The following is a 25,522-nucleotide window of genomic DNA, read 5'->3' as shown; positions in this document are numbered from 1 at the left end:
CGCCGGTGCCGCCACCCTCGCCACCGCCGTCACCGCCACCATGGCCGCTGCCACCGGAGGGACGGTCACCGTTCTCACCGCTGCCGCCGCCCTCACCACCGCCGCCACCTGCGCCGCCGCCGTCACCGTGGCCGTCGCCCTCGTCGCGGTCGAAGATGCCGCCGTGGCCGAAGTGACCGGCGTCGCCGCCGCCCTCACCGCCGAACCCGCCGCCATGACCGCCGAGGTCTCCGAATCCGCCGACTCCGCCCGATCCGCCGAGGTCGCCTCCGGAGCCGAAACCGCCGTCGCCGAAACCGCCGTCGCCAAACCCTCCGGGACCGACGCCACCGTCACCGAAACCGCCGTCACCGAACCCACCGAGACCGCCGTCGGCACCACCTTCACCGAACCCGCCGAAGCCGCCGTCGGCACCGCCGTCGAAGCCACCGAGCCCCCCGGCGTCACCTCCGCCGAAGTCGCCGAACCCACCGAGGCCGCCCTCGGCGCCACCGGCATGTCCGCCGAACCCGCCGAGTTCCCCGCCGAGCAGGCTCTGGGCGCCGGTGGCCGACGCGTCGAAGCCGCCTGCGATCTCCTGGCCATGGTCGACCGGAACATCCGGAACATGTGGAACATCCGAAACGTCATGGTGGGCCAGCGCATGTGCCGCGCTGCCGAAGAACAGGGACGACTTGGACAGCCGCTGGTCGAGTGCGGCCGGTCCCCCGTCGGTGCCGGACTCGACACGGAGCGAGCGGAGCTCCGTGACCTGGGCGGGTGTCAGGCCGAGTCTTCGGGCCACCTCATCGGTGTCGCCGTCGAGTTCGGCTCTGAAGGCCGGGTCGACGGCCAGGCGGGTCATGGCGTCGCGAAAGGCGTTGTCGGTCATGTCCTCGGTCTCCGTGGATCTGGATGCGTTGCTGCCGATCCCGGCGGAGCTGAGGATCCCCCCTGGTCGGCGGCAACTGCCATTTCCGGCCATCCCCACCGATGCCTGCAGGGACGGTTATAAGGGGCATGACATGAACCGCGCAAGGCCAAGAGCAGCGCACGGCACCCGAGCGGGCCTCGCGTCAGGCCTCCTGCCGGAACCGGGCGATCCACTCCGACGTCGCCCGCAGCCCGCCGAACGTGTAGAAGTGCACCTTCAGATCGCCGTGGCGCCGGACGTCGTACTCCCGGGCCAGCGTGCGCAGGAAACGGTCGGGGCCCGTCGTACCCACGAGGTTGGTCAGCGAGAAGCCGTACTTCCGCGCGATGGAGGCGCTGGTGCCGACGCCGAAGCGGGTGGCGTAGCCCATGAGACGGCGCACTCCGGCGGGTCCGGGGACGCCGATACGGATCGGCAGGCCGACACCGCGCTCACGCGCCCGCTCCACCCAGGTGAGCACCCGATCCACGTCGAAACCAAACTGGGTGATGACGTCGCCCGCGAGCCGCTGGGCCCCGAGGACCGCGCTCTTGTCGGTCAGCGCCGACCACAGCGCGTGGTCGGTGATGGCGGGGTGACCCTCCGGGTAGCCGCTGATGCCTACGTGCCGCACGCCGTGGCGCTGGAGCAGTCCGGTGCGGATGACGGTGAGGGCGTCCTCGTACGGTCCCTCGGGGCGGGCGGGGTCGCCGCCGACGACGAACACGTTGTCGGCGGCGCCGTCGGCCCGGAGCCCGGCGAGGAACTGTTCCAGGTCCGCCCGCGAGCCGAGCCGGCGGGCGGATATGTGCGGGACGGGGACGAAGCCGAGGCGTTTGACCGCGCGGGCGGCGTCGAGGCGCATCCCGAGGTTCTCGTTGCCGAGGAAGGTGACGTTGACGCGGGTGCCGCGGGGGATGGCGGCGCCGGCCTCCTCCAGTGCGGGGATGTCCTTGCCGGTCATCTCCAGGGAGAAGTCCTGCAGCAGCGCGGTGATCGGCGCCACCGGCGGGGCCGTGGGACCCGGGTTCATCGTGCTCCTTCGTCTCGGGCCGTCCCGGGCGTCGTGCCGGTACGGTCGAGCACGAATCCGGGGTCCTGTGGCCCCGCCGATGATGTCACGCGCGTCGCCGACGGCACGGGGGAGGGTGCTTCCGCTGCCCGCCGTGCGCCGTGGTCAGCCGAGCCGGGCCGCGAACACCTCGTACGCGCGGTCGTCGAAGAGGACGAACCGCACCTCCTCGACGTCTGTCGGTGTGTCCCGCACCGCCTCCACCGCGATACGCGCCGCGTCGTCCATCGGCCAGCGGTACACGCCGGTGGAGATCGCCGGGAACGCGACCGTCCGGGCACCCAGCTCGTCGGCCACGCGGAGCGACTCGCGGTAGCAGGAGGCCAGCAGCTCCGAGCGGTCCTCGGAGGACGACCAGACCGGGCCGACCGTGTGGATCACCCACCGTGCGTCCAGCTCCCCCGCGGTCGTGGCGACGGCCTGGCCCGTGGGCAGGCCCTTGCCGTAACGGGAGGCCCGCAGGGCCCGGCACTCCGCAAGGATCGCCGGTCCCCCGCGCCGGTGGATCGCGCCGTCCACGCCTCCGCCGCCGAGGAGCGAGGAGTTGGCCGCGTTGACGATCGCGTCGGCGGTCTGCCGGGTGATGTCGCCCTGGGCGAGCGTGATGGTGGTCATGGCTGCCTCTATACCAGCCGTGGCCCGGTGGGACGCTCGCGCAGCACCGGGCGCGGCGGCCGGGTCACGGCTCCTGGCGCAGCCGCCGCCAGACGGCCTTCGCCGCGTTGTGGCCGGACATGCCGTGCACTCCGGGGCCCGGCGGGGTGGCCGAGGAACAGATGAAGACCGCCGGGTGCGGGGTGTTGTACGGGAACAGGGACAGCTTGGGGCGCAGCAGGATCTGGAGGCCCGAGACCGCGCCGGAGCCGATGTCGCCGCCGACGTAGTTGGCGTTGCGGGCGGCCAGTTCGGGCGGACCGGCGGTGGCCCGCGCGAGGACGCGGTCGCGGAAGCCGGGGGCGAAGCGCTCCAGTTGGCGCTCCATGGCGTCCGTGAGGTCGCCGGTCCAGGCGCTGGGCACATGGCCGTACGCCCAGAAGACGTGCTTGCCCTCCGGGGCGCGGGTGGGGTCGACGACACCGGGCTGCACGGTGATCATGAACGGTCGCTCGGGTGCGCAGCCCTGGCGGGACGCGGCGCGCAGGGCCGTGCCGATCTCCGCGCTGTCGGCGCCGATCTGCACGGTCGTGGCGACCCGTGCCTCCGGGGCGGTCCAGGGCACCGGGCCGTCCAGGGCGTAGTCGACCTTGAAGACGCCGGGGCCGTAGCGGTAGCCCTCGTAGTGGTTGCCGAAGCCGGCGATACGGGCCAGGGCGGTGGGCGAGGTGTCGAAGACGTAGGCGCGGGCGGGCGGCAGGTCGTCCAGCCGTTTGACCTCGTAGTCGGTGTGCACGCTGCCGCCGAGGTCCTTGAGGTAGGCGGCGAGGGCGTCGGAGATCGACTGGGAGCCGCCGCGGGCCACGGGCCAGCCGCGGGCGTGCGCGGCCAGTGCGAAGACCAGCCCGATGGCGCCGGTGGCGAAGCCGCTGAGCGGAGCCATGACGTGCGCGACCAGTCCGGCGAACAGGGTCCTGGCCCGCTCGTCGTGGAAGCGGCGCATCAGCCAGGTGGAGGGCGGCAGGCCGGTCAGGCCGAACCGGGCGAGGGTGACCGGGTCGCGCGGGAGCGCGGTGAGCGGCAACGACATGAAGTCCTGCACCAGGGTGTCCCACTTGGTGAGGAACGGCGCGACCAGTCTGCGGTACGCCCCCGCGTCGCGTGGTCCGAAGGAGGCGGCCGTCCGTGCCACGGAGCGGGCGAGCACCGCGGCCGTGCCGTCCGGGAACGGGTGTGCCATGGGCAGCTCGGCGTGCAGCCACTCCAGGCCGTACCGGTCGAGGGGCATCGCGCGGAACGCGGGCGAGTTGATGCCGAGGGGGTGGGCGGCGGAGCAGGGGTCGTGGCGGAAGCCGGGGAGGGTGAGTTCTTCGGTTCGGGAGCCTCCGCCGACGGTGTCGCGGGCCTCGAACAGGGCGACGGAGAATCCGCGGCGGGCTAGCTCGACGGCAGCCGTCAGTCCGTTCGGCCCCGCTCCCACCACGACCGCATCGAACATCGACGGCACCTTCGGACTCCTTCGTCAGCCGACGGCCACTCGGGATCAGGATATGCCGGGGGACCGACGGCCCAGGGGGCGCGGGTGGGCTCGGCGGGGCGCCCCGGGGGCGCATCCGGGCGGGCTCCGGAAGCGGAATCGAGGCGTACGCGGGGTGGACCGGGCAGCGTGCGGGACGGCCGGGGGCGGGCGCGCGAAGCGGAATCCGGCGGTACGGGCGCCCTCGCGCCGCTGAGGCCGCAATGCCGGGAGGCAGACTCACCCAGCAGGAGCGGAGCCACGGCTCAGCCGGTGCCCCGCAGCAGTTCCACCACCCGGTGGGCCGTGGCCGCGTCGCGGGCCGCCGTGAACGGGAGGGCGTTGCCGCCGGTGATGCGGAACGGCTCTCCGGTGCGGGTGAGGTGGGCGCCGCCGGCCTCCTCGACGAGGAGCAGGCCCGCCGCATGGTCCCAGGCGGCCTCCCAGCTGAAGCCGGTGGCGTCCAACTCGCCCTTGGCGACGGCGAGATATTCCAGCCCGGCGGAACCGCAGGCGCGCGGCGCGACGCCCTCGCTCCACAGGCCGAGCAGGGCACGCTTCTGCTCGTCCGTCGTGTAGTCCGGGTGGGAGGTGGCTATCTCCAGGTCCCGGCCCGGTGTGGGCGCGCCCGCGACGAGCCGTTGTCCGTCGAGGAAGGCGCCGTGGCCCCGGACGGCCGTGGCCAGCTGGTCGCGGGCCGGCGCGTAGGTCCAGGAGGCGAGCAGGACACCCCGGTGGGCGAGCGCGACCAGCGTGCAGAAGCCGGGGTCGCCGTGCACGAACTGCCGGGTGCCGTCGACCGGGTCGACGATCCAGACCGGCGCGTCGCCCCGTATCGCCTCGTACGTCGCCGGGTTGGCGTGCACGGCCTCCTCGCCGACCACGACGGAGCCGGGCAGGAGGGCGCCGAGCGCCGCGGTGAGGTACTCCTCGGCGAGCCGGTCGGCGTCCGTCACCAGGTCGTGCGGTCCGCTCTTCTGGTCGATCTCGTGCTCGGCGAGCCGGCGGAAGCGGGGCAGGATCTCGGTCGCGGCGGCCTTGCGCACCGCCTCTTCCACATCGGCGGAGTGGCGGGCCAGGAACTCTCCCACAAGGGCTTCGTCCAGGGGGGACCCCCAGGTTTCGGTGTCTGAGATCATGCCCTCCATGAGAGCATGCGCCTCTGACAATCCCCGCCCGCCCGGTGAACGTGAGATGGAATCCGGACGAACAGCGGGGGCCGATGATCAGCGGCCCACCGCGTATCCCTGCATGCCCCGCGGATTGGCGGCCGCCGAGAGGATGCCGGTGAGAGGGTCGCGCGCCACCGCGCACAGCCGGCCCTCGGACCAGCCGTCGGCGACCGTGACGTCGTGGCCGCGCCGCCTGAGTTCGTCGACGACCTCCGGGGCCGTGCGGGACTCCACGGTCACGCTCCCCGGCTGCCGTCCGCGCGGGTAGAAGGAGCCGGGGAAGCTGTCGTTGTGCCAGTTCGGGGCGTCGATCGCGCCCTGGAGGTCGAGGCCGCCGCGGACGGGGGCGCGCAGGGCGACGGCCAGGAAGAAGTGCAGCTGCCACTGGTCCTGCTGGTCGCCGCCGGGCGTGCCGAAGGCCAGCACCGGGATGCCGTCGCGCAGCGCGATCGACGGGGTGAGGGTGGTGCGGGGACGGCGGCCGGGGGTGAGGGAGTTGGGCAGGCCCTCCTCCAGCCAGGTCATCTGGAGCCGGGTGCCGAGCGGGAAGCCGAGTTCGGGCACGACCGGGTTGGACTGCAGCCAGCCGCCGCTGGGGGTGGCGGCGATCATGTTCCCCCAGCGGTCGACCACGTCGAGGTGGCAGGTGTCGCCGCGGGTGCCGCCGTCGGCGGCCACCTCGGGCTCGGCCGGCCTGTTCGCCAGGGTCGGCTCCCCGACGCCCATCGGGTCGAAGCCGGGCCTGTCGGCGGCCGCCACGCGCGCGTGCTCGCTCAGTCGGGGCGCGCGCCCGCCGGGGCTGCCGGGGCGCAGCTCGCATGAGGCCTTGTCGCCGACGAGCGCTCGCCGCCCGGCGTTGTAGGCGTCCGACAGCAGCTCACCGAGCGGTACCTCGGCCGCGTCCCCGTACCAGGCCTCCCGGTCGGCCATGGCGAGCTTGCAGCCCTCGATGAGCAGGTGCACATAGGCGGCCGAGTCGTACGGGGGCAGCTCGGGCGGGAGCAGCGCGAGCTGCTGGAGGAGGGCGGGACCCTGGCTCCAGGGGCCCGCCTTGCACACGGTCCAGCCGTTCCAGTCGTACGTCGCGGGGCTCTCGTAGGTCGCGGACCAGCCGGCGAGGTCGGTGGCGGTGAGCGTGCCGGTGTGCCGCTCGCCGCTGGTGTCCAGGGTGGGCCGCGCGGACTGCCGTACCAGTGCCTCGGCGATGAAGCCGGAGCGCCACACCTCCCGCGCGGCGTCGATCCGCGCGTCCCGGTCGCCCGCCCCTTCGGTCTCGGCGAGCAGCCGCTTCCAGGTGGCGGCGAGGGTGGGGTTGCGGAACAGCTCGCCGGGCCGGGGTGCCGTTCCGCCGGGCAGGTACACCCGGGCCGACGAGGTCCACTCCGTCTCGAAGAGCCCCCGCACGCTCTCGACGGTCGCGCCGACGTTCTCCACGGGCGCGTGCCCGTGCTCGGCGTACCCGATGGCGTACTTCAGGACGTCGGCGAGGGACTTGGTGCCGTGGTCGCGCAGCAGGAGCAGCCAGGCGTCGAACGCGCCCGGCACGGCCGCGGCCAGCGGGCCCGTGCCGGGGACGAGGTCCAGACCGAGTCCCCGGTAGTGCGCGACCGTCGCCCCCGCCGGTGCCACGCCCTGCCCGCACAGCACCCGCACCTCGCCGCCGGCCGGGGCGAGCAGGATCGGCACCTCGCCGGCGGGCCCGTTGAGATGCGGCTCGACGACGTGCAGCACGAACGCGCCCGCGACCGCGGCGTCATAGGCGTTGCCGCCGTCCTCCAGCACGGCCATCGCCGACTGCGAGGCCAGCCAGTGGGTGGAGGACACCATGCCGAAGGTGCCCTGGAGGGTGGGCCGGGTGGTGAACCGCATCTCTCACCTCACTGGTCGCGAACGCGCGTCGCTCCCATCGTCTCAGCGCAGCGGAGTCGAAGGTGTCGAGCGGGCCACGTACGCCAGCCCGTCGTACTCCCGGGCGAGCACCGTCGGAGCCAGGTGGAAGCGGTACGTCACGCGCGGCACCGAGGCGCCGAAGGACCGTACGAACCGGCGGTCCTCCAGCCACTCGGCGACGGCGGGCCGGGCCCGGCCGCCGCGCAGGTCGACGAGGTGATCCTCCGGTGTGACCGAGGCGAGCAGGCCCTCGACCGACCGCGGGCCCGCCGAAGCGATGGTGTGCTTCCTGGGTGTGCGCGTGGCGGAGTTCCCGGGGCGGGCGCGGAAGGCGCCCTCGCCGAAGAGCAGGCCGAGGGCGTAGTAGCGCTCCCCGTAGTGGCTTCGTAGGTGCTGTCCCATCGCGGGTACGTCGCCCGCGTAACAGTCGGTCATGACATGGCCGTTGTGGGCCCATACGGCCACCTTGCCGGGCGACCGCTCCTCCAGGGCGATCACTTCCTGTGCCATGTACCGGTCCCGGACCGCCAGCGCGCCCGGTTCCTCGCCGTCGCCGCGCAGCGGCCGCGAGGCCACGTCGGCCGCCGCCACGATCCTGTGTGCGTGGCCGAGCGCGTCGTCGACCGTCTCGGCTCCGGCGCGTGCCGCGAGTCCGGCCCTGCCCTGTTCGAGGAAGCGTACGAGTGCGCGCGCCTCGGCGAGGATCTGCTGCCTCTGGCCGGTGAGGGATCCCGGCTTGGCGTCGGCCAGGGTGCCGAGGAGGCCGCCGCCGAGGTCCGCCCGGTCCGGCGCCAGTGTGCGCAGCGCGGCGTCGAGGGCGGTCAGGGCGGGACCGCAGCGCTGGGGGTCGATGCCGACGAAACGCACGGCGCGCTCGCGCGGAACGGTCCGGTTGTGCTCCCGCATCCACTCGACGACGTCGAGCATCTCCCGGGTCCGCCAGGTCCAGAAGCCGAGGCCCGCGAGTGCGTCGGCGGCGTCACCGGTGCCGTGCAGCACATGGTCGTCGACGGCCCGCGCGGCCGAGGCACTGGCCTCCATCGCCAGGGCGGTGCACCCCATTTCCTCGACGAGGAACCGCAGTAATCGATGCTTGAGCCGGAAGAATTCGGCGGTCCCGTGCGTAGCCTCACCCATCCCCAGAACTCGTACGTCGTTCAAGGTCTTTCGCAACGGCTCCAGGTCGCCGTGATCCGGTTCCGATGCCTCGGCGTGCAAGTCCCGCAACGGCAGAGCATTCTCCTTCAGCCACTGCCGCACTTCCTCGGTCATCGTCCATTCCTTTCGCGTCACCTCTCGGCAAGGTGAGCCTAGCCCTCACGCGATCAAGTCCCGTTGTGCGAGGCGGATTTCGGCCGAGATTTCCGCGAGGTCTTCGACGGCGGCATTCCAGCCGTGCGCAAGACCCACACCCGCCGGGTTGAGGACCACCTCGTCCACGCCGGCCCGGGCGTATTCGTCCAATGCGGCCGCCACTTCCCGCGGAGTTCCGTGGACGAATGTTCCCGAGTCGACCAGGGCGCGCGCGTTGAGATAGGGCTGTGACGGGTGCACCCGCAGCCCCGCGCGTTTCAGCATGTCGGTGTAGTGCGGTGCGCCCAGGTGCGCACGGGCGGCCGTGAAGGCGAGTTGGCGGGGATCGCGTCCGCTGCGGGCGACGGCGACGTGCACGACGGTGACCAGGCGCGGCACGGGGCGGTCCGCCGCTCGGGCGCCGCGGTGCAGGGCGGGCACGAGGTCACGCGCGAGGTATGCGGGCGGTGTCATCCAGCTGATCGCCGCGTCGGCCAGCTCACCGGCCACCCGGGCGAGGGCCGGGCGCAGGACTCCCAGGCCGATCTCCACACCGGGATGACCGAGATCGGGCAGTCCGGATCGCGCGTCGCCGCCCCCGGATGCTTCCTCCCTCGGCTCGCCCTCCTCCCGAAGTCCACCGAGGAATCCCCGCAGTTGGCGGAGATAGTCGGCGCACGCGGCTCTCGGGCTCTCATAGGGCTCACCGCGCAGACTCGCCACGAAGTCGGGTGATCCGGGGCCGATTCCGAGCGTCATCCGTCTGCCGGTCAGACGGGCGAGGGAGCGGGCGTGTGCCGCCGCCTCCATCGGATGGCGCAGCGGCATCAGGGTCACGGACGTACCGACCGGGAACCGGAATCCCATGCCCGCGAGGTAGGCGAACAACTGATGGGATTCGATGGTGAGGGACTGGCCCTGCCACAGCCGTGCCAGGTCCCCTCCCGCGACGAGTTCCGCGAACGGAACCGCGTCCGTGGGGTCCTTGGGCATGACGGGGAAGATGACCGACGTTTGCATGAACTGGCCTTCACTGGGAGGCGGGTTCGCCGAGATATCCCGCTGCCTGCAGATTGAACAGATGGGCGTAGACGCCGTCGGCGCCGAGCAGGTCGTCGTGGGTGCCCTCCTCGATGACCCGGCCCCGGTCCAGGACCACGATCCGGTCGGCGATGCGTACCGTGGAGAAGCGGTGGGCGATGATCAGGGAGGTGGCCTCGCCCGCGATGTCGCGCAGCCGGCCGAAGATCTCGGTCTCGGCCTCGGCGTCGATCGCCGACGTGGGTTCGTCGAGCACGACCACGGGGGCCTTCCTCATGAAGGCCCGGCTCAGGGCCACCTTCTGCCACTGACCGCCCGACAGCTGCCGGCCCTCCTCGAAGTGCCTGCCGAGCATGGTGTCGTAGCGGTCGGGGAGGTCCGCCACGATGGTGTCGGCTCCGCCGGCCGTCGCGGCGGCCCGTATGCGCTCGTCGTCGTCCATCGCCTCGACCCGGCCGAAGCCGATGTTGTCGCGGACGGACATCTCGTAGCGGATGAAGTCCTGGAAGATGACGCCGATATGGCGCTGGAGGTCGTCGAGGTCGTACTCCTCGATCGGTACGTCGTCGATCAGGATCCGGCCGCCCGTCGGCTCGTAGAGCCGGGTCAGCAGTTTGACGACGCTCGTCTTGCCCGCGCCGTTCTGGCCTACGAGCGCCACGCACTCCCCCGCGGGCAGCAGGAAGTCGACACCGTCCAGGACGAGCCGGTCGGTGCCGGGGTAGACGAAGCTGACGTCACGGAACTCGATGCCCTTGCGCAGCTTCGCCGGGAACGGCCGGGTTCCGCCGGTGATCCGGCGCTCCGGAAGGTCCAGGAACGCGAAGAGGTTGCCGAGGAAGAGCGTGTCCTTGTAGAGCGAGGCGATGCCCAGGAGCATGCCGTGTGCCGAGGCCTGGATGGCTCCCATGGACTGCAGATAGCCGGCCAGCCGGCCCACCTGTCCGTCGTCCGCGGCCGAGGCGATGGCCCACAGCAGCGCGCCGGAGGAGGCGAGGACGCTCAGTGCGCCCAGCGCGCCGACGATGGCCGACTGGCCGCGCGCCAGCCGCCGGTCGACCCGGAAGAACTCCCGGGCGAGCCTCTGGTACCGCTCGACGAAGTGCGGTCCGAGCTGGAACAGGCGTACTTCCTTGAAGGAGTGATCCGTCGTGGTGAGGTACTGGTAGTAGTACATCCGCCGGCGATCGGCCGCGCGCCCGTACTCGACGGCGTACGCCTTGTGCGTGTAGATCATGTGGGCGACCACCGACGGGACCGGTGACACCAGGATGAACGCGGCCACCCAGGGCGACCAGGCGAACAGCACGATGCTCACCGAGACCACGGTGACCAGCTCGCGGCTGACCGTGAGCAGCTCCGAGAACAGCTGGTAGATACGGCCTCCGCTGCTCTCCTGGAAGGCGCGCTGGAGGTTGTCGTACGCCTCGGCGTTCTCGTACTGCTCCAGGTCGAGCCGGGTGCCCTTGACCATCACCTGCTCGCCGATCCTGGTGGTGAGTTCCAGGCGGAGCAGCGAGTCCAGGTACTGTCCCCACACGTCCAGCGCGTGTCCGGCGACGGCGATCAGCAGCAGGGCGACGCCGGCCCGCAGGGCCTGGCCCTGTGCGCCGTCGCTGCCGCCCGCGGCGTGCGCGACGGACTGCACCGCGCTCGCCGTCAGGGCGACCTGCACGCCCGGGATCGCGGCCGACAGGACCGAGACGACGGCGAACGCGGTGACCTTCCGGGCGCTCAGCTTCCAGAACAGCCGCAGCACGCGGAGCCAGATCACTTGGCCTCCTCGGCGGCCAGCCGGCCGCGCAGGGCGCGCAGGGTGTGCCGCAGCAGCCCGTAGCAGCGCTCCTCCCGGGTCCGGTCGACCGGCAGGAGACGGTTGACCTGCATATGGGCGAGGCTGCCGAGGACATGGGGGAACGGCACCGCGAGACGCTCGCGTCCGGCGGCCTCGCCGACCGCCGCGGCCGCGGCCCGGACGGCCGGTTCCTGGGGCGCGAGGGCCGCCGCGATCCGCAGGCGGTGGTCCCGGCCCCGGTCATGGGTGAACCGGTCCCAGGGCAGCAGCAGTTCGCAGAGGTAGTCGCGTCGCTTGCGGAAGTCGTCGCGGGTGGCGCCGTCGTCGACGTGGCCGGGGAGGAAGTCCAGGCGGTCGGCGAGCGGGACGCCCCACTGGTGGAAGAGGGTGTCCACCGCGGCCATGGCCAGGTGCTCGTCCGTCAGCTCCGGCAACTGGACGCGTTCCGCGATCAGTCGGGCGGTGGCGTCGCTGTTCGCCTCGAAGAGCCGCTCGACCGCGTCGAAGGTGTCGGGGCCGCCGTAGCGCAGGGTCTCGGGACAGTAGCTGTCCATGGCGAGGTCCTGGGCGAGTCCGCTGTCCACCACGCTCCTGCCCCAGGCGCCGAGCCGCCCGAGCGTCTCCGGCCGGTCGCTGCGCACCCGGATGCGCAGTTGCGGGCGCGGATCGGCGTACCGGATGTAGAACCACCGGTCCATGGCGTCCTGGGCGCGCAGTTCCGCGACGAGCTCGCGCAGCGGACCGGCGATGATCTCGTCGTGGCGTTCGAAGGCTGCGTACAGCTTGATGTACGACCATTCGCTGCCCGGCACGTAGCGCCGTGCCGGGATCTCCACCTGGAGTCCGGCCCCGCCGCGTCGGACGGTCTCGGGGCCGGCGGCCACGACGGGGACGACGATCTCCTCCGTGTACCGCCGCCCGGTGTCGTCGCTGAGCCAGTGGTGCGTGAAGTCCGGCAGCATCTCGTGGAGCAGCACGGCCGCACCGCCCTTGCGGCGGACCTCCTCGCGCAGTTCGGTGACGCAGCGGGGGTGGTCGAGGTCGAGCAGCAGCCGGTTGTCGTGCTCCACGAGGTACACGTGGCGCGGTACGTGCCACCGCTCGCGCCATTCTGTGAGGTCCGCGAGGCCGCGGCCGTCCAGCCGCCACTCGGCGGGCCGGAGCACCACCTTGCCGCGGGTCACCCGGGGCAGGAACGCCGCGTGGGACACCGGGCCCCAGTGGAATCCGCCGGGCATCACACACCCGTCCTGCGAGGCCTCCAGCAGGAAGCGGGCGACGTTCGGGGCGGCCAGCGGGCTGAGCATGTGGTGCTGTGTCACGACGACCTCGCGGTCGAGCCGCCGCGACCACAGGTGGAACCGCCGGTCGTCGGCACCCACCAGGATGTCGTCCAGGGGCAGCACGCGGTCGGCGGGCACCGACGGGCCGGTGTTGACGGGTATCTCGTATCCGCGCAGGCCCGGGTGTGCGGCGACGTTGCCGGCCCGGCCGTAGGTGGGGAGGTAGGCCAGTTCCGCGTGGACCACGTTCGGCTGGAGCTCCTCCTCCCGCCGGGCGAGGTCGCGCAGCCGGTCCACGAGGCGGTCGCCGAGCAGGTCGAAGAAGCGGCCGAAGGTGCGCCCGCCGTGGGCGAGGCCGTCGGCGCGGACGACGGCCCGCCACTCGCCCCGGTCGACGGCCTGCCGGTCGGCGGCCTCCAGCTGCAGGTAGAGGTCCATCGTGGGCAGCAGCGGTCCCGGGGACGCCTCGGGGGCGAGGCGGTCGAGCCAGGAGTCGGTGAGTTCCGCTTCGAGGGACCGGTCGCGCCAGGCCCGCTGCACGAACTCGACGACGGCACGGTCGTAGCCGGAGGTGTCCTCGGGCTCGATGCCGCCGGTCGGCCCGGCCGTGCGCGGCGGCTCGGTGTAGGACTCGGGCGCGTCCAGTCCCTGGTCCGGGCTGAGGAGTTCCAGGACGGGGACGCGCACGCCCTGGCCGTACCGTTCGAGGAAGTCCTCCCGGTACCGCGTCAGATGGGAGTTGCCGGGGCCGGTGGCCGCGCTCAGGCGCATGAGGACGTCCACCGTGTCGGCCGCGGCGTCGGCGACGGACCGGTTGAGCTCGTCCGACCGCAGGTCGAGGGTGGAGTCGAGCTGGTAGGTCTGGCCCGTGTAGCCCGGTACGAGCTTTTCCTGGGCGGCGCGCAACCGCGCGAACGAGGCCGGGTCGTCCGCGTGCCGGACCAGCTCGACGACCTCGCGCAGCCGCTCGACCGCGTCGGCCGCCTGCGGGACTCCGGCGAGCCGGTCGAGCAGGTACTCCTCGGGCCTGGCCGACGTCTGGGGCGGACGCAGGTCACTGGTGAGGAAGTTCAGATCCCACAGCCGCTGCACCAGGCTCTCCTTGGCGGCACCGGACGCCTCGGGGAAGGCGGCCGACAGCGCGTCGATGATCTCCTGGTACGTCACGGGGGTCGCGGCGGTGTCCAGGACGGTGTGGACGGCGGGGGTCGCCCGCACGCGCACCGAGCTGCGGTCGCTCCTGCCGTAGACGTCGGCGTGCGGCAGGACCATGCGGTCGCCGGAGACATGGGCCGTGGCGTTGCGGACGATGCCCAGCCCCCGCCAGATCTGCTGGTCGCTCTCGAACCGCTCGATGCAGGCGAGGATCCACGCCATGTCCGCGCGCACCCGGGCACCCCCGATGACCGGGCTCTCCAGCCGCGCGGTGGTGCGTCCGGAGAAGGTCCCGGCGGCCACGCCCGAGAATGCCCCGAAGGGGGTGGGCCGGGTGGACATCCTGGTGAGATAGCGCCACAGCCGCGAGTGCAGGCGGGCCACGCTCTTGGGGGACATCCGTTCCAGGTGGGCGAGCCCTTCCGCCAGGCCCTCGCTGGCGACGAAGACCGCCCGCCGGACCTCCGGGTCCTCGGCCAGCCGTAACAGGGCGTCGGAGGTCTGCTCCGGGTCGCTCATGAAGTCGAGATAGGTCTGCACGGGCAGCGCGGGAGAGCGCAGCAGGTAGAAGTCGGCGGGTACGTACCGGGACATGCGCATCACCTTGCGAAGAAGGCCCGGAACCAGGCCGGACGGTCGTCGTTCAGGGCCGCGAGGATCGCGAGGGCCACGCCGGCGGCTCCGGTCAGCAGGCCCGGGTCGTCCACCAGGTGTCCGGGCAGCTCGTGATCGGCGAACACCGCCGGACGCGCCTCGTCGGCGTGGTCGAGCAGCCGGTCGAGCAGGACCGGTGTCCGCTCCCGCGCCAGGCGGCTCCAGGGTGCGAACGCGCGGCACATCATCAGCAGTCCGGCCTGGCCGTGACACAGGGTGGGCGACAGCGGCCCGGCCTGCTCCGCCCTGCGCAGGACGGCCTCGAACGCGGTGACCGCGGTGGTCAGCAGGTCGCTGTCACCGGTGGCGCGGGCGATGTCGAGCAGGGCCGAGGCGACGCCCGCCGTGCCGTAGCACCAGGCGATCTGGTCGTGACCGTGGGTCCGGGGCCGTTCCTCGCCGTGTTCGTCGACCGCCACGCCGTCGTGCCACAGCGGGCCGAACTCGTCGGCGGCCCGGTGCCTGAGGATCCAGGAGGTGAGGGTGGTCACGGCCGATTCGAGTCCCGGGTGCCGGTGGCCCGAGGCGGCGGCCGCCGCGAGCGCCGCGGCGACTGCGGGAACGCCGTGCGAGAAGCCCAGGTTGAGGTACCCGTGGGGATATTTGGCGTGGTAGTCGCCGACGGGTGGGTAGACGTCGGGGACGAGCAGCCAGCGGCGCGGGGTGCGCTCGGTGCGTGCCGGTTCGCTCAGCCACACCAGGTAGTCGAGGAGTCGGCGCACGGCCTCGCGGACGGCGGGGCTCGGGTCCTCGACCGTGGCGAGGTACGCGAGTACGCCGGCCGCGCCGCCGATCCAGTCGTAGTCGGCGTCGCTCAGGACGCGTTCGACGGCCGGGTAGTCGGTGTCGAGGACCTGGGCGGCGAGCTGCTCGTGCATGCGGTGCAGGCTCGGCAAGAAGCGCGGTTCGTCGGCGGCGCAGTCGGCCAGTGCCAGGGCAAGTCCACTGGTTCCGCCGAAGATCCCGGGGCTCTCCAGCGGTACGACCCGGGTGCTGAGCACGGCTTCCCGGATGTGTGCGAAGGCGGTCTCCCGGTCGCCGAGCCCGGCGCGGGCGGCGTACAGGTGCAGCAGCGCGGTTCCGGCCTGACCGTGACTGAGGCTCGGCGGGTACCAGCCCACGGGGTGCACCGCCTGTTCCGCGGCGGTCAGGGCCAGTTCGGCCACCTGGTCGGTGGTCGAGGTCCGTTCGGCGACGAGACGGACCGCGCGGTGTGCGCGTTCGGTGAGTGAGTCGTCGTCGCCCCGAACCGGCCCGCCGGCCGTCTCCCGGTTCTCCAGCATGTCCATCCCTCGTGTCGCGGCCGTTCGGCGTCGCGGTGGAAACGGGTGTTGCCGTGCTGAGCCCACGGCAACACCCGTTGTCGAACGTGGGCCCGTTCAGAGCGCCGGGCCCGGCCCGTTCAGGGCTTCGTCACGTCAGGGCTTCTTCACGCAGCCCGAGGTGCAGATGCTGGTGCAGACGCAGGTGCAGGTGCCTCGGCAGGTCACGCGCGTGCAGACCGAGCGCGTGAGAAGCGACGAGATGGACGCCGGTGCGCGGTCCACGCCGGCCGCGGACGGCGAGGTGACCCGGACGTCCAGATCGAATTCGTTGCCGGCCATGTCATTTCCTTTCCGGTGATGAATTCCACCCGAGGGCGGAATGACGCAGAAACGGCCTCTGCGTGATTCCTATTCTCCTCGCCGGCCGCACCGGCACATATTGTCGTCGGCGACAGTATTCCGAAAGACGTAGGACGCCAGACAGAGACTCAGACGTGAATGCAGTTCCAGCTTTTCGGTAATGGCCGACAGATGGGCGCGCACGGTCCGTTCGGTCAGATGGAGCCGGTTCGCCATTTCCTCGTTGGACAGCCCTTCCGCCATCATGACGAAGACCTCCGACTCCCGCGGAGTCAGCCGGTCCAGTCGCTGCAGGGCGGCCGTCCACCGGGGTTCGTTCCGACGGGCTTCCTGAAGGTCGCGGGCGGGTGAGGTCACAGCGCCCGCTCCTGCAAGGACCTCTGCGCCGACTCCTGCGCGGACTTCTCCGACTGGATCAGATGGCTTTCGACCAACTGCCCGTACATACGGTCACGAACGAGGAGTTCTTCATGGGTGCCCACTGAGCTGACCCGGCCGCCGTCCATGACGACGATCCGCGGCGCGGCACGGACCGTCGACAGCCGGTGGGCGATGACCAGCAGGGCACAGCGTTCGGACACCTTCAGCAGGGCTTCGGCGAGTTCGGCCTCGCTGATGGTGTCGAGGTGCGAGGTGGGCTCGTCGAGCACCAGCAGATCGGGCTCGGCGAGCAGGGCGCGGGCGATGGCCACGCGCTGGCGCTCGCCGCCCGACAGCCGCAGCCCCCGCTCCCCCACCTCGGTGTCGAGCCCGTCCGGCAGGCGCCGTACGAGCGGGCCCAGGTCGACGGTGTCGAGCACGTCGCGGACGGCGTCCTCGGACGCGTCCGGCGCGGCGTAGGTGAGGTTGTGGCGCAGTGATCCATAGAGCAGCGGCGTGTGCTGTTCCACGAGCGCCACGTGCCGCCGGTAGGCCCGGTGTTCCAGTCGTGCGAGGTCGGTGCCCCGGAAGAGCACCGTTCCCTCGTCCGGGTCGTGGAAGCGCTCGATGAGGGAGGTCACGGTGGTCTTGCCCGCGCCGGACCTGCCCACCATGGCGAGGTAGCCGCGCTCGGGGATCTGCAGCGACACCCCGCTCAGGACCTGGCGGTCGCCGTACGCGAAGGAGACGTCCCGCAGTTGGAGCAGCGGGCCGGAGCCCGGGGCGGGGACCTCGCAGGGGTCCGGGGTGGTCTCCACGGGCAGCTTCAGGGTTTCCTGAATGCGTTTCAGGGATCCGAGGCCGCGCTGGATGAGGCTGATCGCGCTGAAGAGGCCGGCCAACGGCATGACCAGGTAGGTCGCGTAGAGCAGGAAGGCGACCAGCTCGCTGATCGTCATGTCGCCGTTCGAGACCCGTACGGCGCCGATGAGCAGGACGAGCAGGAACGAGCCGTTGACCGCGACCTCCATCATCGGCGACACGAGGGAGCCGAGGCGCGCGGAGCGCACCCCGCTCGCACAGGCGGCCTCCGCGTCCGCCCCGATGCGTTCGGCCTCGCGGAGTTCGGCTCCGCAGGCGCGCACGGTGCGGATGTTGCCCAGCGCCTGTTCGAGATCGGCCGTCATGGTGCCGACGTCCGTGAGGGACTGCTCGGTGGCCCCGCGGATGCCGGTCATGACACCGGCGACGACGATCGCCGCGGCGACGATCGTGGCGATGACGACGGCGAACATGATGGGGTCGAGCCACAGCATCAGTCCCGCCGTTCCGACGGCGGTGAGCGCCACGGTGACGAGCTGGACGAAGCTGCCCGCCACCATGTCGCGCAGCACGGTCGTGTCCGTGCCCACGCGGGAGAGCAGATCGCCGACCCGGTGGCGGTCGAAGGCGTCGATACGGACGAGCAGCAGCCGGTTCGTCAGGTTCTTGCGCAGCCGCAGTACGACGCCCTCGCCGGCCACGTCGAGCAGGAACTGGCCCACGCCCTCGATGCAGGCCTGGGCGGCGAACAGCCCCGCGAGCAACAGGGCCGGGCCGAGCAGCGACTGCCCGGTCCCCACCCGGTCGATCAGCCGCATCGTCATCAGCGGCTGCAGCAGCCCGAGCGCGGTGCCGACGACCGTCAGCGCGAGCGCCCAGGCGACGGTCGTCCGACGCTGCAGGAGCAGCGCGAACAGGTCGCGGATGCCGACGCGTTCATCCTCGGCCGTGCCGGCCATCGGTTGCCTCCCTCGTGTGGTGCGGTGCCTGCGGTGGCACGCTGATCAGCACCCGGAAATAGCCCTCGGGGACGCCCTCGCCCACCATGCGTCCGTCGGCCTCCACCCAGGCGTGCGCGGCGAACGGCGGGGCGGTACGGACCCCGACGCACCAGGTCGGCCAGCTGCCCCGGGCGCGGCACAGCAGCGCGGTCGCGATCGACCGTTGCAGGCATCCCTCGCGTCCGGCGCACACCAGGCTGACGGTGGTCACCGCGTCCCGCGCGGCCGCCGCCCGCTCGAAGCCGGCCGGCCGGGCGCCACGGGCGAGCGCGGTCAGCAGCCGGCGGATGCGGTCCGGCGGAAGACGGGTGAGCGGCTTGGCGACCGCCACGGCCAGGCGCGCGGCGATCCGCGCCCGCCGGGGGACCTCGGAGCGGGCGCGCAGTACGGTCTGGAAGCTCACAGGTCGACCAGCCTCGCCTCGACCAGCGCCGCGACGAGCGCCTCGGCGTCGGACCGCGCCTGCTCCGCGCCGACCTCAAACTCGGCGGTGAGCCGGGTGATCACCGCGTCGAGGTCGCCGCCCGACATCAGTTCGTCCAGCACCAGGCTGCCGGTGGGGTTGAGCTCCCAGTACTTTCCGCTGCGCCCGTCCAGCAGGATCTTTCCGTAGTCGGTCTCCACCAGTGACACGTCGGCTCTCAGCCGCATGAGTTCCCCCTTCGGATGGCGCTCATGGCGCTCATGGCGCTTTCGGATGGCGCTCATGGCGCTCAGGTGGTGCGCAGCCAGATCTCGCAGGCGAGCGTCGAGTCGAGGCCCGCGTACCGGAGTTCGGGCGAGGAGGGCTGCAGTGTGGTTCTGACGAGCCGGTCCGCGTCGACCAGCCCCAGCCGGGCGAGACGGGAGTCGTGCCACAGCTCGGCGATCCGGGCGCGGTTCTCCCGCAGTCCGTTGGCCGCGTCGGTGGACGCCTCTCCCTTGGTCTCGCGTGCGAGTACGGCGGCCGGTACGACGCCGCGCAGCGCGGCCTTGAGCAGTGGCTTGTACCGCCAGGGCGACGACCGCTCCTCCGCCCGCACCGACCAGCACGCCTCGATGACGCGGTCGTCGAAGAACGGGCTGGCCATGGGCAGTCCGCCGTGCTCGGCCACCTGGTGCAGGATGCGCGTCACCCGCGTTCCGTGGCGCAGGACGTTCAGCTCGTTGTGCCGGGCACGGGTCCTGCCCAGCGGAACGGCCGACTGCGCCGCCCGCCGCATCCTGTCGCGCACCGCGGCGACGGCGTCCGGTGTCGCCCAGCCGGGCATCCGGGGCGGGACGTCCCAGGCGAGGACGTCCGCGCTGTGCGGCGCGGCCCGCGCGGCGGTGAGCCGGTCGGCGCTGTCGGCCAGCCACTGCCCGTAGGGCCTGCGGTCGGCGACCACCGACAGGGCGTCCCGCAACGGCCATCTGTTGTGCGCCCGGTAGCCGCGCAGGTGGCGCAGGGCACCGAGCGGGTCGGTGGTCAGCCGTTCCAGTGCATGCGCCGGGTGGCCCCACAGGACGTGGTCGCCGCCCATCCCGGTGAGGTGCAGCGCGGAGCCGCGGGCCAGCATCTCGTCGTGGCCGGCGAGTTGCCGGGGCTGGTCGAGGACGGTCGGCGCCGGTTCGTCGACCGGCCCGGTGACCTCCAGCAGGCCGCTGTAGAACAGCGGGATGCGGTCGACGGGAAGCACGACGTGCTCCGCGTGGTCGAGGTCTGCCGCGGCCAGCTTCGCCCAGTGGAGGTCGTCGTCCCCCGGATCGCGGCTGGACATGGTGAGGGCGACCGGGGCGGCCCCCGCGGCGGCGGCGAGGGCGCAGACGGCGGTGGAGTCGAGTCCTCCGGAGAGGTCGGAGCTGACGGTGGCCGCGGCCCGCGTACGCACCCGGACCGCCGCGTCGAGCTCTGTCCGCAGCAGTGCCGCGCCCTCCTCCAGCCCCAGCCGGGGCTCGGGGGGACTCCACCAGCGTGTGCGGAAGGCGCCGACCGGGCCCGCCTCCAGCTGGAAACCCGGGGGGACGGCGTGCACGCCCTGCCACAACGGCATGTCCCCGAGCGGATGGGGGACGGAGTCCAGCAGGCGGACGGCGAGGAGTTCCTCGTCGAGGGGCGCGTCGAGCAGCCGGGCGACGACGTCCGCGCGGTTGCTCGCCACCGTTGTGCCCTCGGTGTCGCCGTAAAAGACGCGCCTCATCCCCGACGCGGTGCCCCGGACCCGCAACCGCCCGCCCGCCGCGACGACGAGATGGAACTCGCCGTGCAGCGAGCGTGCGACGCGGGCGGCGGACTCGATGTCGCGCTGCTCGGCGAGGTGTTGCGCGACCTCGTGCTCGTCGGCGCAACCGCCCCCGATGAGCGCGATCCGCAGACCGTGCCGGGTGGTGGTGACGAACGCGGGGCCCCAGGAGCCGATCAGGAAGGGGCGACCGGAGGCGTGGAGCACCCGCTTGTCCGCCGTGCTCTTCAGTCGTGTTTCCACATGCGAGGCCACGGCGAGGCCGGCTTCGCAATCGGGCAGTACCACAAACCAGCTTTCGCCGTGGCTCGACATCGTTCTCCCAGAGATTCCCTAGGCTGCAAGCGGCAGACGGACCCTGGGCTCGTGCGGACCGCGCCGCAGGAATCCGGTGTCCAATCGGAAATCACCGGCAATGAACATCGCCGGCGCCTCATAGATCTTCCGACCCATGCTTGTCACCTCCTTTCCGTAAGGAGTGGAAGCGGTGACTCGACCGGTCGTCCGCTCACCGGCGAATCTAGGCGGAGGCGATTACGGCGATCAATGAAGGAACACTCCCGATACGCTGCGTGGCCGCCGGTCAGATCCACGTCCGCGCGACGCCGAGGCTCACCGCGACCTGGCCTTTCGACCGCGCGCGGAAGAGTCGGACCTAACCGTGGACGGGGCGGGAACACATGGCTTCCCTGGCTCCATCCTGACCCTGCGTATTAGCCTCATCAGGCGGCACCTCGGCCGCGCGGCCCGTACGAGCCGTGGGCCGCGGTTCCCCGTCGAATCGGCCCGGCGGGTCCGCCCATCGGGGTACGTGTGGCAGGCACCGGGGGAATCCGCTGTACGGCGGCCACGACGGCCGCCCGGGAGATCCCCGAGGCATCGGCACGGTTGACGACATGCCGGAGTTGCTCCGCTATCTCGGCGAGGTCCGCTTTTCCGGCGGAGTGCATCACGACCGTGCCGCGGCCCCGGCCGAAGTCGATCAGTCCTTCCGCGCGTAACATACGCAGCGCCCGCAGGACCGTGTTCTTGTTGGCGCCGTATCTTTTTCCGAGTTCGCCCGCCGAGGGCAGATACTCGCCCTCGGCGTAGACGCCTGTCAGTATCTCCTGCTTCAGTTTCCGCCTTATCCGGGCGTAGAGCGCCGATCCGGCACCACTGGTCATTCCTGCGATTCCCCCTTGTGCTTCTCCTTCACCGCACCGCCACGTCCGCCGGAGGTCAGCCGGCGTGAAGTTCGGACTACCGTGCGATTGCGCAAGCAATCGGGACCGTACTGAGCGGATGAAAGCGTGTCAACTGATCCGCTGGCGCCCGCCGATGCCGTCCTTTGGCCTGAATACATTGCCTCGGACGTGTTCAAGGTGGCGGTCGGCGGCTTAGGTTGACACCACACCCTGTCCGCTGGGGGCAGGAAGCGTTCTCTCGCCCGGGAGTTGGAGACTTGACGAGCAGCGGCAGCGCCGACAGCGGCACGACAGGCCCGTCGTCCCTGGCCCGACGGCTGGAGGACATCGTCAACGCGTACTACCGCGGCAACCGGCCTCCGTACAGCAAGATCGCGGAGGAGATCCGCGAGAGCACGGGGCGTACGTTCTCGGCCACCTACCTCTGGGAACTGGCGACGGGCCGGAAGCGGAACGTGACGCGCGACCATCTTCGGGTCCTGGCAGAGCATTTCGGGGTCACCCCGGACTACTTCACCGACGAGGAGGTCTCCGAGCGGGTGAGACGCCAGATGGAGTTCGCCGTTGCTCTGGGGAACAGCAAGGTGCGCACGCTGGCCTTCCGTGCCGACGGACTGTCGGAAGCGGGGCTGGACGCCCTGCTCGCCGTGGTGAACGCGATGTCCCCGGAGTCCGACCCGGGGGGACGTCCCCACCGTTCCGGCCGATAGGAACACCGCGGAAGCCGAGCGGCAACGACCAGTGAGAGTGACACAGCACGTGCGGCGAACGGGCGAGTATGCCGAGTTACAGCGGCGATGTACGGGGATTCTGCGCGATCTCGCAGTGCCCCGGTCGCTTTCCTTCGACGCGGTCTGCGAGCGGGTGGAGGCACTCAGAGGCCGCCCGCTCGTTCTGAAGGAGCTGCCGGAGCAGGCGGCGATCGCCGGTGCCTGCGGTCTCTGGCTGGGTACGGACGACGCCGACTACGTCTTCTACGAGGCCCGGACCGCGCCCCTGCACCGGGAGCACATCATCCTCCACGAGATCGGCCACGTGCTGTGCGACCACCACCGTGGGGTCACCGCCGGGGGCGACGAGCCGATCGCCGGGCTCCTCAGCGGTCTGCAGCCGCATCTCGTCAAACGGCTGATGGCCCGGACCAGTTACACGACCGCCGAGGAGCAGGAGGCCGAGATGATCGCCAGCCTGATACAGAGCGCCGGGACGGCCGGCCGGGCGGGCGGACGACTGGGCCGACTCGGCGCGTTCCTGGGAGTGACGGTCGATGTCGGTGAGTGAGCTGGCGGCCCTGGTCGGACTGTGGAGCGTCCTCACCCTGTGGTTCGCCCTGCTCTGGCGGGCCCGGCCCGCGCTGCTCCAGCCGCACCAACGGGGGCTGTGGCTCACGGTCCTGGCCGCGACCCTCGCCATCACCCTCTTTCAGCCCAGGGTCGCCGGATGGCTCACCGACGCCGGCGTCGAACTCCACACGGTTTCCCTGGCCCGCAATCTGATCGGCGTCCTCAGTGCCGGGCTGGTCCTGCTCTTCATGGTCGACCCCACCCGGACGCGCCGCCTGCGGCTGTCCGTGACGGTGGGGCTGCCGACGGCCCTGGCCGCGTTGCTCGTCCTGGACTTGTTGCAGCTCGAACCGCGTGCGGGAACGGCGTCCGTACAGGGCCCTGCCGATCCGGCGTCCGCCTACTGGCTGATCCTCATCGGCGCCCACCTCGTCGGCGACGCCGTCGCGCTCGTGGTCTGCTGGCTGTACAGCATGCGCACGGCGGACCGCGATCTCGTGTGGTCGCTACGGCTGTTCGCGGTGGGAAGCGTCCTCGCCGTCGTCTTCTGGTTCGGCTATCTCTGGCACCTCTACGGCCGCACACCGCGCATGCTCCCCTACCTGTCGGTGATCATCGGCGTCCACGGCTTCTTCCGGGCGGCATCACTGCTGGTCCCCACCGCGACCGCCCTCGTCCGGTCGGCGAACGCCCTGCGGACCACCTGGCGGTTGTGGCCGCTGTGGCGCGACCTGATGACGGCGGTGCCCCACGTCGCCCTCGCCAGACCGCAGCGCACCAGGCTGCGGGAGGTACTGCGGCCGCGCTCCCCGCTGGCGCTCCAGGCACACCGGCAGACCATCGAGACCTACGACGCGCTCCTGGATCTGCAGCGATGGGTCCGGCCGGACGCCTACGAGAAGGCGCACCGGCACGCCCGCCGGTCAGGGGTGCGGGAGGACCGCCTCACGTCGGCCGCACTCGCCGGCGCACTGGACCAGGCCCGGCGCGCCAAACTGGCCGGCGCACCGCCCGCCGACCCCTGCCCGCTGCCCGGTGTGGTCCATGGCAGCCCGGCGACACTGCTGGGGATCGCCCGGATGTGGCCCACGACGACGGAAGCGCTCACGGGGTCGGACCGGTCCTAGCCGCGCCGGGTGATCCGGAAGTCGAAGCCGAGGGTCCCCGGGTCGAGGGCCGTCGTGCCGCCGTCGACGGTGAGCACCGAGCCGTTGACGTAGGACGCCGCCGGGGACAGCAACCAGTCGATCGCCTCGGCGACTTCACGCGGTTCGCCCGGCCGGCCCATGGGCAGGAGCGCGGTCGCCGCGGCGTAGGCGGCGTCCACACCACCCTCAAGGCCCGCTTCCTCCGCGAAACGCGTCATGCGCCGGTCGGCCATCTCGGTGCGTACCCAGCCGGGGCACACGACGTTGGCCCGGACGCCCTGTCGCCCGTAGTCGACGGCGACGGAGCGGCAGAGCTGGAGCAGCGCCGCCTTGGAGGTGGCGTACGGGGCGTTGCTCGTGCCGTTGCGCAGCGCGGACACCGAAGCGACGGCGACCACGGCCCCGCCCGCCGCCAGCAGGTGCGGGAGCGCCGCGCGCAGGAGCATCAGCGGGCCGGTGAGGTTGGTGCGCATCACCTCGTCCCAGTCCGCCAACGACAGGTCGCCCACGGCTCCGCCGCGCCCGATGCCCGCGTTGAGCACCAGTCCGTCGAGTCGTCCATGGGCGGCCAGGGCTGCCTGGACGAGACCCTCGGCCGCCTCGGGGTCCCCCACGTCGGACGGATGGGCCAGTACCCCGGTCTCGGCTTCCAGGCGTCGCAGGGGCTCGCCGCGCCGACCGGAGACGACCACGTGGTGGCCGCCCTCGCTCAGCAGGCGGGCCGTCGCCTCCCCGATGCCCGAACCTCCGCCGGTCACGATGACCACTCGCTTGTCCGTCACTGCTGTTCAGCGCCCTCCGCCGGGATCACAAAGCACGTCCGAGCCTAGATCCCGGTGATCCGTCCCTGACGACTTTGAGACAGCGCCGGTCAGGTCCGGCCGCGTGCCGTCACCAGGCCCGACTCGTAGGCGAACACGACCAGTTGGGCCCGGTCCCGGGCGCCCAGCTTTGTCATCGCGCGGCTGATGTGGGTCTTCGCGGTGAAGGGGCTGATGACCATGTGGGCGGCGATCTCCTCGTTGCTGAGGCCGCGGGCGGCCAGCGCGGTGACCTCGCGTTCCCGGCGGGTGAGGTGTTCCAGGCCGGGGGCACTGGCGCGGTCCGGCGGACGGGAGACGAACTCGCCGATAAGGGTGCGGGTGATCGACGGGGAGAGCAGCGCCTCGCCGCGGGCGACCACCTCGATGGCCTGGAGCAGGTCCGCCGGTTCGGTGTCCTTGAGGAGGAAGCCGCCGGCGCCCGCGCGCAGGGCCTCGAAGACGTACTCGTCGAGGCCGTAGTTGGTGAGGATGATCACCCGGACGGCGGACAGCGCCGGGTCGGCGGCGATGTGCCGGGTCGCCTCGATGCCCGTCATCACCGGCATCTGGACGTCGATCAGGGCGACGTCGGGCACCTGTGCCCGGATCAGCTCCAGGCCCTGGTGTCCGTCGGCCGCCTCGCCCACCACCTCGATGCCCTCCTCGGCGTCCAGGAGGGCCCGGAATCCGGCGCGCATCAGTGCCTGGTCGTCCACCAGGGCCACTCTGATCATC

At 71.9% G+C, this 25,522-nt stretch carries 24 protein-coding genes; 3 read left to right on the top strand and 21 right to left on the bottom strand.

The window, feature by feature from the left end:
* The 19 genes from AB0I54_RS05945 to AB0I54_RS05855 all read right to left on the bottom strand — a co-directional run.
* The coding region (locus AB0I54_RS05945; RefSeq protein WP_363294664.1) for a hypothetical protein at positions 1-871 on the bottom strand (871 nt) is incomplete at its 3' end.
* 184 nt (positions 872-1,055) lie between these two features.
* Positions 1,056-1,925: a methylenetetrahydrofolate reductase gene (locus AB0I54_RS05940; RefSeq protein ID WP_363294663.1), complete on the bottom strand. Its 870-nt coding sequence runs from the start codon at positions 1,923-1,925 to the stop codon at positions 1,056-1,058.
* A gap of 144 nt (positions 1,926-2,069) precedes the next feature.
* Positions 2,070-2,579: an O-acetyl-ADP-ribose deacetylase gene (locus AB0I54_RS05935; RefSeq protein WP_363294661.1), complete on the bottom strand. Its 510-nt coding sequence runs from the start codon at positions 2,577-2,579 to the stop codon at positions 2,070-2,072.
* Positions 2,580-2,643: 64 nt separating this feature from the next.
* Positions 2,644-4,056, bottom strand: a complete 1,413-nt coding sequence (locus tag AB0I54_RS05930) for an NAD(P)/FAD-dependent oxidoreductase (protein ID WP_363294660.1) — start codon at positions 4,054-4,056, stop codon at positions 2,644-2,646.
* A gap of 284 nt (positions 4,057-4,340) precedes the next feature.
* On the bottom strand, positions 4,341-5,213 hold the full coding sequence (locus AB0I54_RS05925; protein WP_363294659.1) for an inositol monophosphatase family protein: 873 nt from the start codon (positions 5,211-5,213) through the stop codon (positions 4,341-4,343).
* 87 nt (positions 5,214-5,300) lie between these two features.
* The gene (locus AB0I54_RS05920) at positions 5,301-7,115 is read right to left on the bottom strand and encodes a gamma-glutamyltransferase (protein ID WP_363294658.1); all 1,815 of its coding nucleotides are present in this window, start codon (positions 7,113-7,115) and stop codon (positions 5,301-5,303) included.
* A 42-nt stretch (positions 7,116-7,157) separates the two neighbouring features.
* Positions 7,158-8,408 carry an erythromycin esterase family protein gene (locus tag AB0I54_RS05915; RefSeq protein WP_363294657.1) on the bottom strand — a complete coding sequence of 417 codons (1,251 nt, stop codon included), beginning with the start codon at positions 8,406-8,408 and terminating at the stop codon, positions 7,158-7,160.
* A 45-nt stretch (positions 8,409-8,453) separates the two neighbouring features.
* Positions 8,454-9,422 (bottom strand): LLM class flavin-dependent oxidoreductase, encoded by a 969-nt coding sequence (locus AB0I54_RS05910; protein WP_363294656.1) that lies wholly within the window; start codon positions 9,420-9,422, stop codon positions 8,454-8,456.
* Positions 9,423-9,459: 37 nt separating this feature from the next.
* Positions 9,460-11,244: an ABC transporter ATP-binding protein gene (locus AB0I54_RS05905; RefSeq protein ID WP_363294655.1), complete on the bottom strand. Its 1,785-nt coding sequence runs from the start codon at positions 11,242-11,244 to the stop codon at positions 9,460-9,462.
* Positions 11,241-14,297 (bottom strand): lantibiotic dehydratase, encoded by a 3,057-nt coding sequence (locus tag AB0I54_RS05900; protein WP_363294654.1) that lies wholly within the window; start codon positions 14,295-14,297, stop codon positions 11,241-11,243. The genes AB0I54_RS05905 and AB0I54_RS05900 overlap by 4 nt, the downstream gene beginning before the upstream one ends.
* Before the next feature lie 5 nt (positions 14,298-14,302).
* Positions 14,303-15,640: a lanthionine synthetase C family protein gene (locus tag AB0I54_RS05895; RefSeq protein WP_363294653.1), complete on the bottom strand. Its 1,338-nt coding sequence runs from the start codon at positions 15,638-15,640 to the stop codon at positions 14,303-14,305.
* A 135-nt stretch (positions 15,641-15,775) separates the two neighbouring features.
* Complete coding sequence (locus AB0I54_RS05890) at positions 15,776-15,961, bottom strand: FDLD family class I lanthipeptide (RefSeq protein ID WP_363294652.1); 186 nt, start codon at positions 15,959-15,961, stop codon at positions 15,776-15,778.
* A 69-nt stretch (positions 15,962-16,030) separates the two neighbouring features.
* On the bottom strand, positions 16,031-16,339 hold the full coding sequence (locus tag AB0I54_RS05885; RefSeq protein WP_363294651.1) for a LuxR C-terminal-related transcriptional regulator: 309 nt from the start codon (positions 16,337-16,339) through the stop codon (positions 16,031-16,033).
* Positions 16,336-18,123, bottom strand: coding sequence for an ABC transporter ATP-binding protein (locus AB0I54_RS05880; protein ID WP_363294650.1), 1,788 nt, complete (start codon positions 18,121-18,123; stop codon positions 16,336-16,338). Before AB0I54_RS05880 ends, AB0I54_RS05885 begins: the two co-directional genes overlap by 4 nt.
* Positions 18,101-18,568, bottom strand: a complete 468-nt coding sequence (locus tag AB0I54_RS05875; protein ID WP_363294649.1) for a lasso peptide biosynthesis B2 protein — start codon at positions 18,566-18,568, stop codon at positions 18,101-18,103. Before AB0I54_RS05875 ends, AB0I54_RS05880 begins: the two co-directional genes overlap by 23 nt.
* A complete protein-coding gene (locus AB0I54_RS05870) occupies positions 18,565-18,816 on the bottom strand; it encodes a lasso peptide biosynthesis PqqD family chaperone (RefSeq protein ID WP_363294648.1) in 252 nt (83 codons plus the stop codon). Before AB0I54_RS05870 ends, AB0I54_RS05875 begins: the two co-directional genes overlap by 4 nt.
* A gap of 62 nt (positions 18,817-18,878) precedes the next feature.
* Positions 18,879-20,609 (bottom strand): asparagine synthase-related protein, encoded by a 1,731-nt coding sequence (locus tag AB0I54_RS05865; RefSeq protein ID WP_363294647.1) that lies wholly within the window; start codon positions 20,607-20,609, stop codon positions 18,879-18,881.
* A gap of 90 nt (positions 20,610-20,699) precedes the next feature.
* Positions 20,700-20,819: a keywimysin-related RiPP gene (locus AB0I54_RS05860; RefSeq protein ID WP_363294646.1), complete on the bottom strand. Its 120-nt coding sequence runs from the start codon at positions 20,817-20,819 to the stop codon at positions 20,700-20,702.
* A 269-nt stretch (positions 20,820-21,088) separates the two neighbouring features.
* Complete coding sequence (locus AB0I54_RS05855) at positions 21,089-21,532, bottom strand: GntR family transcriptional regulator (RefSeq protein ID WP_363294645.1); 444 nt, start codon at positions 21,530-21,532, stop codon at positions 21,089-21,091.
* Positions 21,533-21,810: 278 nt separating this feature from the next.
* On the opposite strand from AB0I54_RS05855, the gene AB0I54_RS05850 reads away from it, so the two are divergent.
* The 3 genes from AB0I54_RS05850 (at position 21,811) to AB0I54_RS05840 (ending at position 23,963) form a co-directional block, all read left to right on the top strand.
* Positions 21,811-22,263 (top strand): hypothetical protein, encoded by a 453-nt coding sequence (locus tag AB0I54_RS05850; RefSeq protein ID WP_363294644.1) that lies wholly within the window; start codon positions 21,811-21,813, stop codon positions 22,261-22,263.
* 115 nt (positions 22,264-22,378) lie between these two features.
* The gene (locus AB0I54_RS05845; RefSeq protein WP_363294643.1) at positions 22,379-22,834 is read left to right on the top strand and encodes a regulator component; all 456 of its coding nucleotides are present in this window, start codon (positions 22,379-22,381) and stop codon (positions 22,832-22,834) included.
* Positions 22,827-23,963: an MAB_1171c family putative transporter gene (locus tag AB0I54_RS05840; protein WP_363294642.1), complete on the top strand. Its 1,137-nt coding sequence runs from the start codon at positions 22,827-22,829 to the stop codon at positions 23,961-23,963. The genes AB0I54_RS05845 and AB0I54_RS05840 overlap by 8 nt, the downstream gene beginning before the upstream one ends.
* Here AB0I54_RS05840 and AB0I54_RS05835 read toward each other — a convergent pair.
* Positions 23,960-24,766 carry an SDR family oxidoreductase gene (locus AB0I54_RS05835; protein WP_363294641.1) on the bottom strand — a complete coding sequence of 269 codons (807 nt, stop codon included), beginning with the start codon at positions 24,764-24,766 and terminating at the stop codon, positions 23,960-23,962. The two genes, AB0I54_RS05840 and AB0I54_RS05835, sit on opposite strands and share 4 nt — an antisense overlap.
* 89 nt (positions 24,767-24,855) lie before the next feature.
* Positions 24,856-25,521, bottom strand: coding sequence for a response regulator transcription factor (locus tag AB0I54_RS05830; RefSeq protein WP_363294983.1), 666 nt, complete (start codon positions 25,519-25,521; stop codon positions 24,856-24,858).
* Position 25,522: the final 1 nt, after the last annotated feature.

The organism is Streptomyces sp. NPDC050625, assembly GCF_040654755.1.
GTDB lineage: Bacteria > Actinomycetota > Actinomycetes > Streptomycetales > Streptomycetaceae > Streptomyces.
Note: the sequence above shows the minus strand (reverse complement) of the source record. Positions and strands in the feature narration are given on the sequence as shown.